Source organism: uncultured Veillonella sp. (assembly GCF_963543145.1).
GTDB lineage: Bacteria > Bacillota > Negativicutes > Veillonellales > Veillonellaceae > Veillonella.
Window position 1 is genome coordinate 1 of sequence record NZ_CAUTZP010000016.1, and the last position, 16,636, is coordinate 16,636.

Here is a 16,636-nt window from a genome sequence, read left to right on the forward strand (position 1 = left end):
CCTACTACTAGAACATCAAACTGTTCCATAATGACCTCCTCATAACTACCTATAATAAGAAAATTTGTTAGACTATCTCATTTCAAAAACTTATAAAAATTTTTGATAACCTAATCATTTTTCTTTCAAGAAAAACCCCATACTTATGCGATTTTTCTTATAGCTTTACATATAATTATAGAGAGCATTTCAGGTCATGTCTAAACCCTATTATGCATAATTAATTTTGATTAATCTAATTGATAATTTATTTCAGTTAATATTTTTAGCGTAAAATTATGAGCAATTAAAATACCTATATGAATAATTTTTACAATAAGTTAAGGATATTACGAAAGTAGTTCGGTTCCGAAATTTTTGTATATTTTTATTTCTCTTAAGAGCAACACGATCCCCTTAAATACTAGCTTTCTATTCTCTTTCAACTGTTCATAATAATTAATATCTGTTAAATTCCTACTAAATTCACCTCGATTTTAACCAACGAAAGTCATCGTTTTTCTCTAGGCATAATAGGCAATTATTTCTGTGATAATTATTATCATAACTTTTTTTAGTGATTTCTTTCACATCACCCAAAATCGATAAAATCATGGTTAGCTATGCGCATACGGCAATCTTCGATATAGTTCATCTTCATTCATTAGCAGAATTCATTAAATTTCAGCATTTTACTATTTTTAGACCTTTTAAACATGAAGAAAAGGCTTATAAACTCGCATAGACATTCATCTTTTGCTCATTCCTATTGTATAAGGTATGATAATAGATAAATAAGTTATATAATATTATATATATGGTCACCTTCTATGGTGTTGTAGCTTTCACAACAAAAGAAAGCTTATATATATAATGACTATATTATAGTAGTTGGAGAGCTATATATTTAACTCATACATAAGGAGAACAGAGAATGAAAATTTTACTTGTAGAAGACGAAGAAATGCTGAATGGCATTACGGCCAAATATTTGCGTGCAGAGAATATGACTGTTGATACATGCTTCAACGGTCAACAAGCGATTGATTATGTTAACACATCTAGCTATGACGTTATCGTAATGGACATCATGATGCCAATCCTTGACGGTATTAGTGCTCTTGCACAAATGCGCAACGATGGCAATACAACACCTGTATTGCTTTTAACAGCAAAAGATTCCTTACAAGATAAAGTAACAGGCCTTAATACTGGCGCTGACGACTATCTGGTAAAACCGTTCGATCTTGAAGAATTGACAGCTCGTATTTATGCATTGGCGCGCCGTAACGCACGTCATGCACAGAACGATATTCATGTTGGTCCTCTTACTATCAATGTGCCTCAACGTACAGTTAAACGTGACGGTGAAACAATTACATTGACAGCCAAAGAATTCGACCTCTTATTCTATTTAGCAAGTAACGAAAATATCGTATTGTCTCGTCAACAAATCCTTGACCACGTTTGGGAATACGATTATGAAAGCTACTCTAACCTCATCGACGTATACATTAAAGATTTGCGCAAAAAAATCGATACCGATGAGAATGTTAAACTCATTCAAACGGTTCGTGGAGTAGGGTATGTCCTCAAAACAGAAAACTAATGATCCTCACCGGGATCTAGACACCATGTCTGGGGCAGCTACCGATTTATTCAATCGGCTGCCCCTAACTTTTAAAATCATGTCTTGGTACACCATCTTTTTGCTTATCATTTTGATGGTTGCTTCCGCATGGATTTATGCATATACACATGATTCCGATAACAAGGAAGTACGAGAACGTTTGCAACAGCAAGCGATGATTATGGCGACGGATATTCGCAAGTTTAAACCGTATCAAGATAATACATTCTTCTTCGTCTCCACCCAAGACGGCTATATTATTAAAGGCGCCTTACCAGATGGTTTCCCTAATCAAACAGTCCTTTCCTTGGGACAAGTAGGAGAAGTTGCTGTTGGTGATGACACCTTCTACTACTACGATACACCGGTTAACGAACCGAATTATCGTGGTATTTTGCGTGCCGTTACAAAGGTAAAAACAGCTTCCAAAAAGACTGAAAACCTTTTATACAGCTTACTATTAGGAAATATCATATTCTTGCTGATTTCCTCACTAGGTGGTTATCTATTTATCAAGAAAGGCCTTAAACCAGTCCGAACCTTGACAAAAACAGCTAAAGTTATCGGTAAGAACAACGACTTGAGTCGCCGTATCGACATTCCACCGCGCACTGCGAAGGATGAAATCTATGAACTAACGACCACATTTAATCGCATGATTTCAGGACTTGAAGATTCTTCGAACCGTGAAAGACAGTTTAGTTCTGACGTTTCTCACGAGTTGCGGACACCTATTGCGGTTATTAAAGCAGAAAGTGAATTTGCTTTAAAATACGGGCGCACCGAGGCCGATTTGCGGGAAGGTTTGACACATATCTTAGAACAAGCTAAGTTTATGACAAATCTCGTAAGCCAATTACTTGATGTGGCTCGCCTGGAGAATGCCCAAGATCTTACCTTAGCCCCTGTAGATGTATCGGGGATGCTTACGAATATGGTTCATGACTATACTCGACTTTGTGCAGAAAACACAGAAAAGCAAATCACCATAACATCTCAAATTGAGCCAAATCTACGCATGACGGCTCACGAAGTATCCTTACGTCGTGCCATTACAAACTTGGTAGATAATGCTATCAAGTTCACAAACTCCACCATTGATATTTCAGCTAAAATCATAGGTGGCGAACTTGTTATTACGGTAACAGATAACGGTATCGGTATCGAGCCAGAAAATCTCGAGCACATTTGGGATCGTATGTATCAAACGGAACAATCTCGAAACAAAAAATCAAACCATGGTATTGGCCTTGGCCTGTACTTTGTAAACAAAGTTATTAACTTGCACCACGGCACAGTTACTGCCACCAGTGAACCACAAGTTAAAACTACATTTACAGTACGATTACCATACAACAAAACCGAAGAATAAACTAAAGGGACTGACAAAAGTCAGTCCCTTTTTTATATATATGCACTATGCACTATAAATTAATATGATCATACTACAGTATAAATTATTGTACAAATTAATCAAATATAACAAAAACGCTAGCACAGAGAATATGTTCTCCTTGCTAGCGTTTTATTTTATTTATCTATCCTATAAATTGTTGCCACAATGGCATATATACGTATTCTAGGAATGTCCACACGAGCAGCCCTGCAACAGCACCAACGATGGCGCCGTTGATACGAATCCAGCTGAGGTCATCCTCTACCTTAGATTCGATGAAGTAAATAAACTTCTCTGTGCTAAGGCCGCCGAGCACTTGGCGGATAATCGTTTCAATGAGGTCGTAGCCTTGTTCAAGGACATAGATGCCTATATTGTGTAATGTAACTTCAATACGGTTTCTAAGGTCTTCAGATTGACCGTATACGGTCCACAATTCAAGGGCAATATTGACTAATACTTGAGCTGGTGTCTCCCCATTTTCATCCCCTACGAGTAATAGTTCTTCTACATAGGGGCATAAATGATTTTCAATAACAGATTCCCAGTCCTGTTCGCGAATCCAACGTTCCCACGCTTCATCGAGGGCATTACAAACTTCGCGATTATCTTCAATATTGCGAATCGGATCTACCCATTGACGAAGCCATGCAGTCCGTTCAGGACTATTTGGTCGCTTCCAGTTCTCAAGCATAGCATAGGCCTCTTGAACGATAGCCTGTGCCAACTCCTGATAGTTCACCACATCGGTCGCTTCAGACATAGAAATAAGAAAATCAGACCAGAAGCCTTTTCTCTTTTTCTTATGAGCCTCTTCTGCTACAACCGCTGTAAGCCATGTCACCATAGCCGGATGGTTGATACGTTCTTGCACTACATTTAGCACCTGTACAACCATACCTTCGTAGCGATTATGTTCACATAAGTCGAGCAAAACGTGCTTTAATACAGGTACGAGGGAATGTTTTTGGAGTAATCCACGAATGCGTTTTGCCCCCCACTGTGCCCATTCCTCGCTCGTTTGAGATTTCCATAATAAATGCAACCCTTGATGGATAACGAGACGCGCTGCCCGTTGCCCTTCAGGTGATAGCAAGAATTTTTCAAATAATGGAACAAATTGCACATTACTCAACAATACCTTGCAACGTTCCTTCGTGAGCATCTTTGTCTCAACAAGCTTGATAACACCGTTGATGAGACGCTCCTTATTACGAGGTATTAACGCTGTATGATACGGGAATCCTAGGGGCTTACGGAATAAAGCTGTTACGGCAAACCAGTCTGCCACACTACCGATAAGTGCGGACTGCACGGCCCAATAAAGAGGCTGATACCAGCTTTCACGGCCATAGAAAAATTGGCCTATGAAAACAAAACAGTACAATACAGCGGTCAAACCAAGAATACCGTTTGCGCGCTGCCGCAAGGTGAGGGATTTCAAATATCTAATCATTTGAGCACCCCCTCTACCAAAATGGTCAAGCCGTAGAAGATACCGCCTAGGACAGCCCCTACAAGGGAACCATTAATACGAACCATTTGGAGGTCGTAATACATTTTCCCCCGCACGATTTGGGTGATTTCAGCTGGTGAATACCGTGACAATTCCTGTCCTACCACCTTGTCGATGAGAGGGTTCAATTTTTGTAACCACGGAATACTGCGAAGCAAGAAGAACCGTTCAAATGGCGCTTGCTTGTCTGGGTTCAGCAAAATCTCTGTACCGAGTACATTAAAACGGTCCATAACAATGTCCATGAGACGATTCCAATCTACTGTATCACCGTCGATGAGTTTTCCTTCCCATTCTTCGAGAACCATACGAATCCATTGGTCTTTATGTTCCTCGATGAAAGCTTGCCACTCTTTATTGGTTTCTAAATTATTGAAGAATCGAATCGCTTGGCCCCATACATAACGACCTAGCGCAGAATCGATAGACTCATTATCCTTGAGGAATTGAACGGCCTTTTTCTGCACCGTTTCCACCAATCGTTCTGGTGAAAGCCCATCACCACCAAAGGCGATGGCCAATTCACGGAAGAAGGAGTCCTTCGTATAGGTTTTCATAATGTCCAGCATAACGCGGTATAAGTACGGATATACCTGATTCGATGCAATGACGCGCTGGCAGGTACGGTTAAAGTAGAGCCAGAAAACGCTTGCTGTTTGGCGCTCTAACATGCAGCGGCCAAACAAGATAACGAGAGGCGTCGCCTTCCAGTTCGTAACACCTTTATAAACTGCCTTGTTGATTTCTTGACGCATAGGCTCAATATCCATATGGGATAACACTTGATTACCTACACCGTACAAGATTTCTTTAATCTGACCTTGTCCTACATCACTCATGCCGTATTCAATAATACGGACCATAACGCGTTCTTTTTTGATAGCATAATACATCTGCGGCACGCGTAACAACTCTTCACTGAGCATGGTACGCCCTATTTGAATGAGACGCTCCTTGCTGCGCGGCAAGATAGCTGTCTTAAAAGGAATACCCAAAGGCTTCGTAAAGAGCGCCGTTACCGCATACCAGTCTGCTAAGCCACCAATCATGGCCGCTCCAGATACGTGCATGATAAACGCCCAGAACGTATCCTGTTTTTGTGGATATGCAATTAAAAATATAATAGCCATGACAACCAATAGGGTGGTTGCCACTGGTTTAGTTTTCATCATCACTTGATCCTAACTTACTGAATTACGTATATAGACTCTCCCCATATAACGTAGTGACCTTTAGAGTCACGGACTTTCACAAACTACAAACTGTGAAAGTAGATTTAGAATGTGCATTCATCGCCTTCTTTTTGAGGGGCCCAAATCGGCACATCTCCAAAGAGGGCTTCAAAATACACGGATGGAGTCCATAATGGACCATTTAGATGCATGGGAATAAAGGCCTTATTCACTTGTACGCGGCGTAAGAATTCAATACTGCCCCACTCCATAGCGTCTTCGAGGCGATTATCGACAGGGAACATCGCCACATCTACAGATAAGCCTTCTAGCTCCTTAAACTCACGCCAAGCCATACGCTTCGCGTCTGCATTATTTTCTGGTGTATCACCAAGCCAATGCCACCAGTTGAGGTCGCCTGCATGGAAGATAGAATCAGAATCGCTGTTAGCCGTATTTGTCTTTACGTAGAAAGAACCACCTTCATCGGTGCTACCATACATATGGATGCCTACATCATCAAGTGTAGCATCTTGGCCAGGGCGCATGGTAATATATTTCTTCACCTTGCCCTCTAACGGTACATCTTGATGGCAAATATAACGAGTTTGAGGACCATCAAACTCCGTAATAGACGGATTAAAGTGATCAGCATGAACATGGCTCACAAAGAACCAAAGCTCACGACCTCGTTTTGCTAATTGCCAAACTATATTATTCGGATCTTTATAATAATCAAACACATAGCAACGCTTACCATCATCTACGAGGAAGCCACTATGAGCTAAAAAAGTAACATTTAACATTATTATCAATACCTCTATTTTATTGAGAATTTATATCATTCGTATTGTTTATTATACCATATTTTATAAAGACAGGGCATGAACAAATGGCTATTCCTAACATATATATTGGTTTTTTAACCTTATCAAATATATAGTGCCCCACATGTATACTCATAATAAGGGCAGAAATGCCGCTGGCATTTCTTAAATGCGACCAGCGGCTTTCATATAGTCAATATATTGGTTACCCCAAGTTTCAAGGGACGCTAGAACTGTTTTAAAACCTGCCCCCACTTCGGTAAGGCTGTACTCAACCTTTGGTGGAATTGTGCCATATACTTCACGATGTACTAGACCATCATCCTCCATCTGGCGCAATGCTCTTGTTAGTGTAGCTTGAGTAATAGGATGCAAGCGTCGTTCTAATTCACGGAAACGTACAGGACCTTCGGTTAATTCGTGCATGATCAATAAAGACCATTTGCCAGCTAATAACTTTTGACTCGTTGCAAAGGGACATCTGCCCACTAAGTCATGAACATTTACGAGTTGCTCTGCCATGGTAATTCTCCTTTTATATGTATGTATATCTATCTTAAGTAGATTATTAAAGCGAAATTAACATTAGAAATATTTCTTCCTAATGTAGTTCAAATCATATCACAAAATTTTAGTATTGCAAGCATTTTATAGTATCTTTTTTTATGGTACAAAACTTTTTGAAAAAATTTTAATCAGTAATCATCACAATTCTATCACTTTTGATAGTACCTATCCAAAATAATTCTACTATTCAAAATGTTTGCACTACTATATAATGAGGTCATCAGGTGAACAACACTAGCAACACAGAGTAAAGTGCTATGATTCACAGAACTAAATAAAAGCTAATCATATTAGTTATATCTTATATCTCACAAAAGAGACTTTCACAAAAAGGAGAATTATCATGAATATTTTAGTAATCGGTGCAAATGGTAACGCAGGTCGTCGTATTGTAGAAAAAGCCATCAAAGCAGGTCATCAAGTAACAGGCGTTGTTCGCCGCGAAGGTGCTATTGAAGGTATCCCAACCATCGTAAAAGACGCGTTACAATTAACAAAACAAGAACTAACTCAATTTGATGTAGTAATCAATGCTACAAGCGCTTTCACACCAGATACATATCATTTGCAAACAGATTTAACATTGTTATTGGTAAAAGCATTGGCTAACACAAATACGCGCCTTATCGTTGTCGGTGGTGCAGGTAGCCTCTATGTAGACGAAGATCACACAGTGCAACTATACGATACTCCAGACTTCCCTGAAGAATATTTAGGTCTTGCAAAAGCGCAAGGTAAAGCTATCGATATCTTGCGCAAATTCAGCAATGTAGACTGGACATTCTTTAGCCCTGCTGCTGATTTTGATGAAAACGGTGTAGAATCTAAAGACTATGTATTAGGTAATGAAAACTTTATCCTCAATAAGGATGGCAACTCATACATATCCTACGAAACATACGCACAAATCTTGGTTGATGAAATTAACAACCACAAATTTGGCCGCCAACGCTTTACAGCAGTACAAAACTAGTCTAACGAGGTAATACTATGAAACGCATGCCAACATTATTTGTAGGACATGGTAGCCCTATGATGGCCTTAGAACATACAGAAACAACTAGCACATTCCAAGCTATAGGCAAAAACATAATCAATAATTACGGTAAACCAAAAGCTATCCTAGCGATTTCTGCTCACTGGTATGCAGATGGTACCTATATTCAAAGCGCAGAGAACCCAAAACAAATTTACGATATGTATGGATTCCCTCAAGAGCTTTACGAGGTGATATATCCTGCCAAAGGCGACCAAGTGTTAACGAATGAAGTACAACAATTACTGGGCGATGCCGTTTCTATCAACGATACATGGGGCATCGATCACGGCATGTGGACCGTATTAGTTCACATGTTCCCTGACGCATCGATTCCAGTTGTCCAACTATCGATCAATAAATACTTAAGCCCTAAAGAAATATATGAACTAGGCACAAAACTTCAATCATTGCGGGATGAAGGTTATCTCATCATGGGCAGTGGTAATATCGTTCACAATTTAAGACGCTTGGAATGGGAAAATCCATCTGGCTCCCCTGCTACAATTGAGTTTGACCAATATATTACCAATGCTGTATTAGAAAACGATGTAAATACGGTCATTAATTACGCCCATCATCCTCAAGCAAACTATGCGGTACCTACACCAGATCACTACCTACCATTGATTTATATTATGGGGGCTAGCGAAGGCTTACAACCAACAGTATTTAACCAAAGCTATAATACTGGATCCCTATCTATGACGGGCTTTATCTTTGAGGACAATAACTAACACAAGAAAAAAAGAGTATAGACTAAAACAACCATAAAAGAGCCTCTATAAGATACCTTTTGAATAAAAAGGTATCCTTAGAGGCTCTTTGTTGATATATTCAGTTTATACTTCAACAAGTTGTTTTAACTCATAATTAAAGGGTTATAGGACAGAAAGTGTTGCTATTTCAGTCCCAAAGATTAGTAAATAGACGATCATAATTATGCAAATCACTCCAAACAATATTTGTATAAAACAAAAAAGCTGATTCCGAAGAATCAGCTTTTTATATTTCATTGAATCGTTCAAATGAAATTATTGTTGAAATTAGATGCTTTCAACAGCAGCAATAGCCGCAACGTCTACAACGTCTTGAGCGGAGCAACCACGAGAAAGGTCATGAACTGGTTTAGCCAAACCTTGAATCAATGGACCAATAGCGTCAGCGCCAGTGAAGCGTTGAACCAATTTGTAACCAATGTTAGCAGATTGAAGATCAGGGAAAATCAAGATATTAGCTTTACCGGCTACAGGAGAGCCAGGAGCTTTCTTTTCTGCTACGGAAGGAACGAGGGAAGCGTCCAATTGTAATTCGCCGTCGAATTTGAAGTCTACATTGCGTTCTTTCAAAATGTTAACTGCTTCTACTACTTTGTCTACTTCTGGAGTGGAAGCGGAACCTTTAGTGGAGAAGGACAACATAGCTACGCGAGGGTCAGCCATGCCAATAACTTTACGAGCTTTTTCTACAGTGGATTCTGCGATATCAGCCAATTGTTCACTAGTTGGGTTAGGTAATACGCCGCAGTCGGAGAAGATAAGCATGCCATCATCACCATATTCTTTTTTATTAGTGAACATAACCATAGTAGAAGATACAGTTTTAAGGCCTGGTTTAGTACCTACAACTTGTAATGCAGCGCGTAATACAGATGCAGTTGGGGTTGCAGAACCAGCAACCATGCCGTCTACTATGCCAAGACGAACAAGCATAGCGCCGAAGAATAAGCAGTCACCTTTCAAAGTTGCGTCAGCTTTTTCAGGAGTCATACCTTTTTTAGCGCGCAATTCTACGAATGTATCAACCATTTCTTGGTAACGATCGTAGTTAGCTGGATTGATGATTTCAGCACCTTCTACAGATACACCAGCAGCTTTAGCAGCCGCAGCGATTTCAGTAGGGTTACCAACAAGAACAGGTGTTACGAAACCTTCTTTCAAAATGATTTCAGTTGCTATCAATACACGTTCATCTTTGTATTCTGGCAACACGATTTTTTTACCTAATGGTTTTACTTGATCTTTTAATTTTTGAATTAAATCCACGATTTTTGCCTCCTTAACATTGGCTTATGCCATATCAATACTATTATTATAGCAAATTCAACCTATTGGTTAAAGTAAAATTTATTTCTTAGCCTATCATTCCAAGTTTACTCCTTTTAGTGAAAGTTGGAATTCATTCCCACTTCTCCAATTTTTACCTATCAACTTGGAAGCTATTCCAACTTTGACACTTTTTTATGACTAATTTGGATTCTATTCCAACTTTTAAAAGAGCATCATGTGAATGATACTATGATAAAGTATTGGCTTAGCTATATTAAAAGGCTACAATAATACCAAGACATTGCTACACTAATTATCAAGAGGATACTACTTTCATCCCCATTTAGGAGGAATCATGGCGAATACAGAAACAACGATCAACGCCGTTATACATCCAGAAAATAACGTAACGCCTATAGACATAGAGAAAACAATTAAAGCCTTAGAGCGAAATAAATTTGTAGTTCATTATTTTGAAACAGGTACCGAAGCCGTTACGTATCTAAAAAATCGCATCCAAAACAAATCTGTCGCCATTGGTGATTCCCACACCTTATCGGAACTCAACGTTCACGATGCTTTATCTGAGGTCAACGAGTACATAACAGATATTCAGCGCCCCCTTCCCGGTGAAAGCTTCCGCGATACGGCATTACGCACCATGGGACGCGATGTATTTCTCACCTCTGTAAACGCCCTTTCACAAACGGGAGAGATGGTGAATATCGACGGCACAGGCAATCGTGTAGCAGCCTCCTTATTTGGCTCCCAAGAGGTATTCTTTGTATTGGGTATTAACAAGATTACCCCAGATTTAGCTTCCGCTATTTATCGTGCCCGAAACGTAGCGGCGCCGCTCAATAGCAAACTCAACAAGAAGAGCACGCTCAACCCTTGCGCTACATTAGAGCAACAATGTTATGATTGTGGTTCTTCAGACCGCATCTGTAATGCCTTAACGATTTACTATAAAAAGATGCGCAACATGCAAACTATGGAGGTCATCATTATCAATGAAGCTTTAGGCTTCTAATAGCTTGTGGGCCATTGAGAAAGTCTTGCACACTTAACTGCCCTAGGCCATTGACGACTCTATAAATCGTAGACCATCTAGGGTCTATAGCACCACTTTCAAGATCACTTATATAAGATTGAGCTAGCCCTGATTTATCTGCTAATTGATACTGTGTCATGCCCAATTGTCTACGCCAAAGCAAAATCAACACACCGAGTTTGTGAACTTCTTGTCGAACTTGTAAATCTCGACAGCAAACGATAGGATTCATAGCAACCTCTATCTACTTTCACACTCAACACATACTTATGACCTAACTATAACGATTAACTGCGGGCCCTGACTAGTAGCAGTTGAAAAGCAATAACACAAAAGCCTTAACAGAAACCAATGCTCTTATTAGTTCTGTTAAGGCTTTTTTTCTATGTTTATTAAATTATGTCCGATTTCATCAATTCGTGGAATATTAGCATATATAGTAAGAATAAAGGCTAAAAATACAGGTCTCGTACTCAATAAACTCAGGTCTTATAAGGATTTATTGTGATTTCTATACATTATCCATACAGGAAACACAAATTTGAATTCTAATATCATCCTGTATTAGCCTATATCGTAATGGGTATATATAAATTTCTCATCCACTTCGACCTTAAATGGAAAACAATAATAAAACACTACTAAAATAATATAACAATCTAATCCTTATAGTAAAAAGAGGGCTATACCAGGTATAGTCCCCTTAATTATCTCTATAAGATTATTGATTAATGCTTTCTTGTGCTTTTTTGATTTCCATGTACTTAACCATGCCATCAACAGCTTTCTTAGCTTCTCGCATAGCGAGTACTACAGTCGCTGGTTTATGCACTACGTCACCACCTGCAAATACGCCTTTACGGTTAGTCATGCCATATGGATCTTCAGATGTAATGATGTAGCCTTTTTCATCTACTTTTAGGTTATTACCTTCACCGATGAGACGAGCATTTGGTTTGTGCCCAGCAGCGATGATGATCTTGTCTACAGGCATAACTTGGAATTTACCAGTACCGTGGATGCCTGCGCCATCTTCGTTAAGAGCCATTACTTCATATTTGAAGCCCTCTACTTTATCTTTACCTTCTACACCTACAGGAGAAGCGAACCATTGGAATTGAACGCCTTCAGCGCGAGCTTCTTCATATTCAGACAATAATGCTGGCATTTGTTCTTGGCTACGACGATATGCTACAGTAACAGATTCACAGCCTAAACGCACACATGTACGAGCCGCATCCATCGCTACGTTACCACCGCCAATGATAATTACGCGATCTCCTTTTTTAACAGGGATTTGAGCTTCATCAAGCTCGCCATTTTCTACCAATTGTACATTTGTTAACAAGTACATTGCTTGGAATACACCAGGCACTTCATCATTTTCCATGCGCACTTCTTGAGGAATATGTGTACCAGTACCAATAAAGATAGAATCAAACCCTTCTGCGAAGAGTTCGTCCAATGTTTTATCTTGACCGATAAATGTATTACATACGAATTTAACGCCTAAACCTTCAAGACGAGCGATTTCACGACGTACAACAGATTTAGACAAACGGAATTCAGGAATACCGAATAATAGTACGCCACCTGGTTCAGATTGACCTTCAAATACAGTTACATCGTAACCAAGTTTAGCGATATCACCGGCTACGGACAAGCCTGCAGGACCAGAACCTACAACGGCAACCTTACCAAGATCTTGTTTAATCTTCTTAGGTTTACGAAGTTCATTGATGCTTTCAAAATCAGCAGCAAAGCGTTCCAATTTACCGATGTTAATAGGCGGTTTTTTCGCCTTATTCATAATACAGTTGCCTTCACATTGATTTTCACGTGGGCAAACGCGACCACAGATGGATGGTAAATTTGTGCGTTCCGCCAAAATATCGTTGGCTAAACCAAAGTTACCGTGTGCGATGGCTTGGATGAAACGAGGAATTTCGTTTTCAATAGGGCAACCCATACGGCACAATGGTTTCGGACAGTTGAGACAACGTTTCGCCTCGGCGAGCGCTTCCTCCATCGTATAATCCGCATCAAAATGTAGTGGTTTTAATTCGTTACTCATGGCACATGCCTCCTAACAAGGATCCAGTACTATACTTATACAGCGTTGCATGCACCTAAGCATTCCGATGAACCCTCTCACATAAGGATGCCGCCACATGCTGCTAAGATTTATCTTTTGTAACCATTCGATAGACGTGTGGTCACTGGTCAGACACACACTATTCTATAGTATATTCTAAATTGTGAAAGTCCCAACAGTCAAGCAAATATACCACCTTTTGTATACGGATATAACCCCTATTCATGCAAGGATTGCATAGAAAAGAAAGATGCTGTAACACCATTTTCTAAGTGTATATTTACATATACATCTAAGTATGTATACTGATAATAGATAGAGTGATTGATTCTCACCACATTAATATACATTTATAGAGGTTCACTATGAACACAATAGACTTTACAAAAAAATACTATATCGATCGTCGCGGTTCCCATTCCCGCAAATGGGACGGAGAGCACTTAAAATTTAATCGCACCGACTTATTGCCTTTATGGGTAGCCGATATGGATTTTATGCCCCCTCAGTGCATCCAAGATGCCATTTGTAACTATGTGAAAGCTAACCCTTTAGGATATACCATGACAAATCCCAAGTATCTTGAAGCAGTCATAGATTGGTATAAGCGGCGCCATAACTGTATACTTTCTAAAGACTGGCTCACTAGCGCTCCGAATGTCATTACAGGCATTATGTGGTGCATAGGGGCTTTCACAAAAACAAATGATGCCATCGCGGTCCTCACGCCCGTATACGGCGCCTTTGATGCGAGTGCCAGCGATGCGAAGCGCTCTATCATTGCAGTCCCTATGAAGCGCACCGAAGATAACCGCTATGCTGTTGATTACGCGGCCTTTGAAGCGGCTATCATTAAACACGATATCAAATTATTCATTCACTGCAATCCACACAACCCTGTAGGCCACGTATGGACTGAAGCAGAAATGGACCAATTATTCAGCATTTGTAAACAGCACGATGTGCTTATTATAAGTGACGAAATCCATCAAGACCTTATTACAGGGCAAACACCCTTTACATCCGCCCTAACAGTAGCTAAAGGAAACCATGCGGATAACATTATTGCTATGTCCTCCCTGTCCAAGTCATTCAATATGGCTAGCTTACACCACGCAGAGATTATCATTCCTAACGAAAAACTACGAAACCAATTCAACACATATAAAGCCCATGTGTACCACACGGACTCCGATGTTATTGCCGAAACGGCTATCACAGCGGCCTATACTCATCCCAAGGCGGAAACATGGCTAACAGATGTACTAGCTGTCATTCGTGAAAACTATGAATATCTATGCCGAGAGCTTGGTACGGCATTACCACAAATTCGCATCAGCCCTATGGATGGCACCTATTTAGCATGGATTGACTTTGGCGCTTATGTAACAGCCGAAGATATGCATGACCTATTCGAAAACCAATGCCGCATCGCACCTAGCTTTGGCGAATGGTTTGGAGGCGAAAACTATGCCACCTTTGTACGCCTTAACTTGGCAACAAGCTTAGAGAATATCAAAATAGCTACCCATACAATTATCAAAAATATATGCTCATGAAAATAGACTGCCCTAGCATTTGGAGTTAGAGCAGTCTCTTTTTTATGAATCATATAACTATATAGGCGTGTTACCTATTTCTAGATATATAAACGTATTACCTATTTTTAGATATATAGCTGTGTTACCTATTTGGGTAATCACATTTATAGATTCTTATTTAATTCTATCAAAATGATCTTTTGCAAATTGCATATCCTGTACGAGTTCTAATGTACCAATATAGTTATTATGTTGGTCACGAACTGCCATGTAGTTTACATAGAATGGACGGCCTTGCTTTTCAAGCCATACAGCCACATTGTCCCGATCGCCTTTTCGGAAGGAATCGATAATACCGCGCACAATTGGTTCTACCTTAGGTGGATGACAGGAGTACACATCGCGGCCGATAGCTGTAGTAGGGCGTTTGAACACCTTTTCACCATCATTGAAATAGCGGTTAATATCTTCATGATCAACGAAGGTTACTTCCATTGGCATTGTGTTGAGCATAGCATCTAGTTGTTCCACAGTTAAAGTACCGCCAATTAAACCGATAGCATTGTCATCACCGCTTGGTTTTGTAGTCTGCGTAGCTAATACCGCATCAGCCTCAGGCCAAGCAATACGTTCAACACCAAAGATTTCTTCATATTGTGCTGTATCTTTGTAGATTTGGTACCAATCTTCCTTGCTGAAATTCTCTGCACAGATTGGGAACAAAATATTTTGTTCTTTATAAATCATTTCTTGAGCACGTGTAAGAAGCTCATCAAAACGTCTATACCAATCATCTACACTTTGACTAGATTTTGCTAAGTCTCCTAATTGGTCACGAATATCGCCATCAACAGTCCACATAACCATAGATGGACCACCGATAGCATAATCTACCTTTAATTTCGGATATAATAAATCGCCTTTTTTTGCGTAGTGAACAGATACTTGACGCACACGGTTTACATCATCAATAGTTGCCGTTTTATCTGCTACCTTAGGGCGAATCTCTTCAATAAGATCATTAAGCGCCTTATTTTCTTCTGTTAATTGGTTTAACGGATGACCTACCGTTTCTACCAAAGTCACAACGCTCTTGCTCTTTTCTTGAACTTCTAATACAGCCTCAACCTTAGCATGTTCTGCCTCCATCTGTTCATGGATGGTAGAGCCATGGAACAATGCAGAGTGAAGGTCACATAATTGTTGTACCTCTTCTAATGGTGTGCCTTCGCGCATGAGGCCTTGTTCGGCTTTCATGATTTCACTAGCCTCAACATGTTTGAATTGACTGGCAAAATCTTCACGAACTGCACCAAGGTCTTCACCTGTGCCTAACCGTTTCAAGAAACCTTTTAATTGCTCTATCCGTTCACTATCTGGTACAGTATCCTCTACGGTAGCTTCTGCGTTTTCGGTAGTGTTAGATGCCTCTACTTGAGTCGCAGCCGCTTCTACAGGAGTATTCTCAGCAGATGCTGCTTCATCACCGTGTAGGTTTGGCATTTCACCTTCCAAGGTAAAACCAGCTTTCATAAAAGCACCTACAATATCTATCATAGATACGCCTTTCATCTTAGCCCCTTTCGGGATAGTCATGATTTTACCAACAGAATTCAACATCACTTTATTAGTGATTTCACTGAACCCTAAACTTTTCATAATCTCAGTTACTTCAGGATATTCTGTTACCAAATCATATACGGATTTGGACAAATCTAATTTCTTTTCCATTTTGATCCCCTCGTGTCAAAAATTTCTATCATATACTAATTATA

At 39.7% G+C, this 16,636-nt stretch carries 14 protein-coding genes; 6 read left to right on the forward strand and 8 right to left on the reverse strand.

The features are described from left to right. Window positions 1-913 precede the first annotated feature (913 nt). On the forward strand, window positions 914-1,588 hold the full coding sequence (locus tag RWZ05_RS07330) for a response regulator transcription factor (protein WP_004698139.1): 675 nt from the start codon (window positions 914-916) through the stop codon (window positions 1,586-1,588). Then, window positions 1,566-2,981 (forward strand): ATP-binding protein, encoded by a 1,416-nt coding sequence (locus tag RWZ05_RS07335; RefSeq protein WP_314643287.1) that lies wholly within the window; start codon window positions 1,566-1,568, stop codon window positions 2,979-2,981. The genes RWZ05_RS07330 and RWZ05_RS07335 overlap by 23 nt, the downstream gene beginning before the upstream one ends. 166 nt (window positions 2,982-3,147) lie before the next feature. On the opposite strand, the gene RWZ05_RS07340 is transcribed toward RWZ05_RS07335, so the two are convergent. The 4 genes from RWZ05_RS07340 to RWZ05_RS07355 all read right to left on the reverse strand — a co-directional run bounded on the left by RWZ05_RS07340 (window position 3,148) and on the right by RWZ05_RS07355 (window position 7,042). After that, on the reverse strand, window positions 3,148-4,461 hold the full coding sequence (locus RWZ05_RS07340; protein WP_314643289.1) for a DUF445 domain-containing protein: 1,314 nt from the start codon (window positions 4,459-4,461) through the stop codon (window positions 3,148-3,150). Continuing rightward, window positions 4,458-5,693 carry a DUF445 family protein gene (locus tag RWZ05_RS07345; protein ID WP_314643290.1) on the reverse strand — a complete coding sequence of 412 codons (1,236 nt, stop codon included), beginning with the start codon at window positions 5,691-5,693 and terminating at the stop codon, window positions 4,458-4,460. Before RWZ05_RS07345 ends, RWZ05_RS07340 begins: the two co-directional genes overlap by 4 nt. A gap of 104 nt (window positions 5,694-5,797) precedes the next feature. Beyond that, window positions 5,798-6,499: an MBL fold metallo-hydrolase gene (locus tag RWZ05_RS07350; protein ID WP_314643293.1), complete on the reverse strand. Its 702-nt coding sequence runs from the start codon at window positions 6,497-6,499 to the stop codon at window positions 5,798-5,800. A 186-nt stretch (window positions 6,500-6,685) separates the two neighbouring features. Next, window positions 6,686-7,042, reverse strand: a complete 357-nt coding sequence (locus tag RWZ05_RS07355; protein WP_314643296.1) for a helix-turn-helix domain-containing protein — start codon at window positions 7,040-7,042, stop codon at window positions 6,686-6,688. A 388-nt stretch (window positions 7,043-7,430) separates the two neighbouring features. Between RWZ05_RS07355 and RWZ05_RS07360 the strand changes: the two genes are divergently transcribed. Then, window positions 7,431-8,060, forward strand: a complete 630-nt coding sequence (locus tag RWZ05_RS07360; RefSeq protein WP_314643298.1) for an NAD(P)H-binding protein — start codon at window positions 7,431-7,433, stop codon at window positions 8,058-8,060. A 17-nt stretch (window positions 8,061-8,077) separates the two neighbouring features. Further along, window positions 8,078-8,860: a 4,5-DOPA dioxygenase extradiol gene (ygiD, locus tag RWZ05_RS07365; protein ID WP_314643301.1), complete on the forward strand. Its 783-nt coding sequence runs from the start codon at window positions 8,078-8,080 to the stop codon at window positions 8,858-8,860. Between the two features lie 309 nt (window positions 8,861-9,169). Here ygiD and pta read toward each other — a convergent pair whose 3' ends face one another. Then, window positions 9,170-10,168 (reverse strand): phosphate acetyltransferase, encoded by a 999-nt coding sequence (pta, locus tag RWZ05_RS07370; RefSeq protein WP_314643304.1) that lies wholly within the window; start codon window positions 10,166-10,168, stop codon window positions 9,170-9,172. 358 nt (window positions 10,169-10,526) lie between these two features. Between pta and RWZ05_RS07375 the strand changes: the two genes are divergently transcribed. Further along, complete coding sequence (locus RWZ05_RS07375; RefSeq protein WP_314643307.1) at window positions 10,527-11,204, forward strand: lactate utilization protein; 678 nt, start codon at window positions 10,527-10,529, stop codon at window positions 11,202-11,204. Here the strand turns inward: RWZ05_RS07375 and RWZ05_RS07380 are convergent. Together RWZ05_RS07380 and RWZ05_RS07385 are read right to left on the reverse strand one after the other, a co-directional pair. Continuing rightward, entirely contained in the window at window positions 11,182-11,457 is a 276-nt protein-coding gene (locus RWZ05_RS07380) for a helix-turn-helix domain-containing protein (protein WP_314643309.1), read from the reverse strand. The genes RWZ05_RS07375 and RWZ05_RS07380 overlap by 23 nt on opposite strands. A 489-nt stretch (window positions 11,458-11,946) precedes the next feature. Continuing rightward, window positions 11,947-13,299 (reverse strand): NAD(P)-dependent oxidoreductase, encoded by a 1,353-nt coding sequence (locus RWZ05_RS07385; RefSeq protein ID WP_314643312.1) that lies wholly within the window; start codon window positions 13,297-13,299, stop codon window positions 11,947-11,949. 386 nt (window positions 13,300-13,685) lie between these two features. Between RWZ05_RS07385 and RWZ05_RS07390 the strand changes: the two genes are divergently transcribed. After that, window positions 13,686-14,879: an aminotransferase class I/II-fold pyridoxal phosphate-dependent enzyme gene (locus RWZ05_RS07390; RefSeq protein WP_314643314.1), complete on the forward strand. Its 1,194-nt coding sequence runs from the start codon at window positions 13,686-13,688 to the stop codon at window positions 14,877-14,879. 156 nt (window positions 14,880-15,035) lie between these two features. Here RWZ05_RS07390 and RWZ05_RS07395 read toward each other — a convergent pair whose 3' ends face one another. Next, window positions 15,036-16,592, reverse strand: a complete 1,557-nt coding sequence (locus tag RWZ05_RS07395) for a DUF438 domain-containing protein (protein ID WP_314643316.1) — start codon at window positions 16,590-16,592, stop codon at window positions 15,036-15,038. Window positions 16,593-16,636 lie beyond the last annotated feature (44 nt).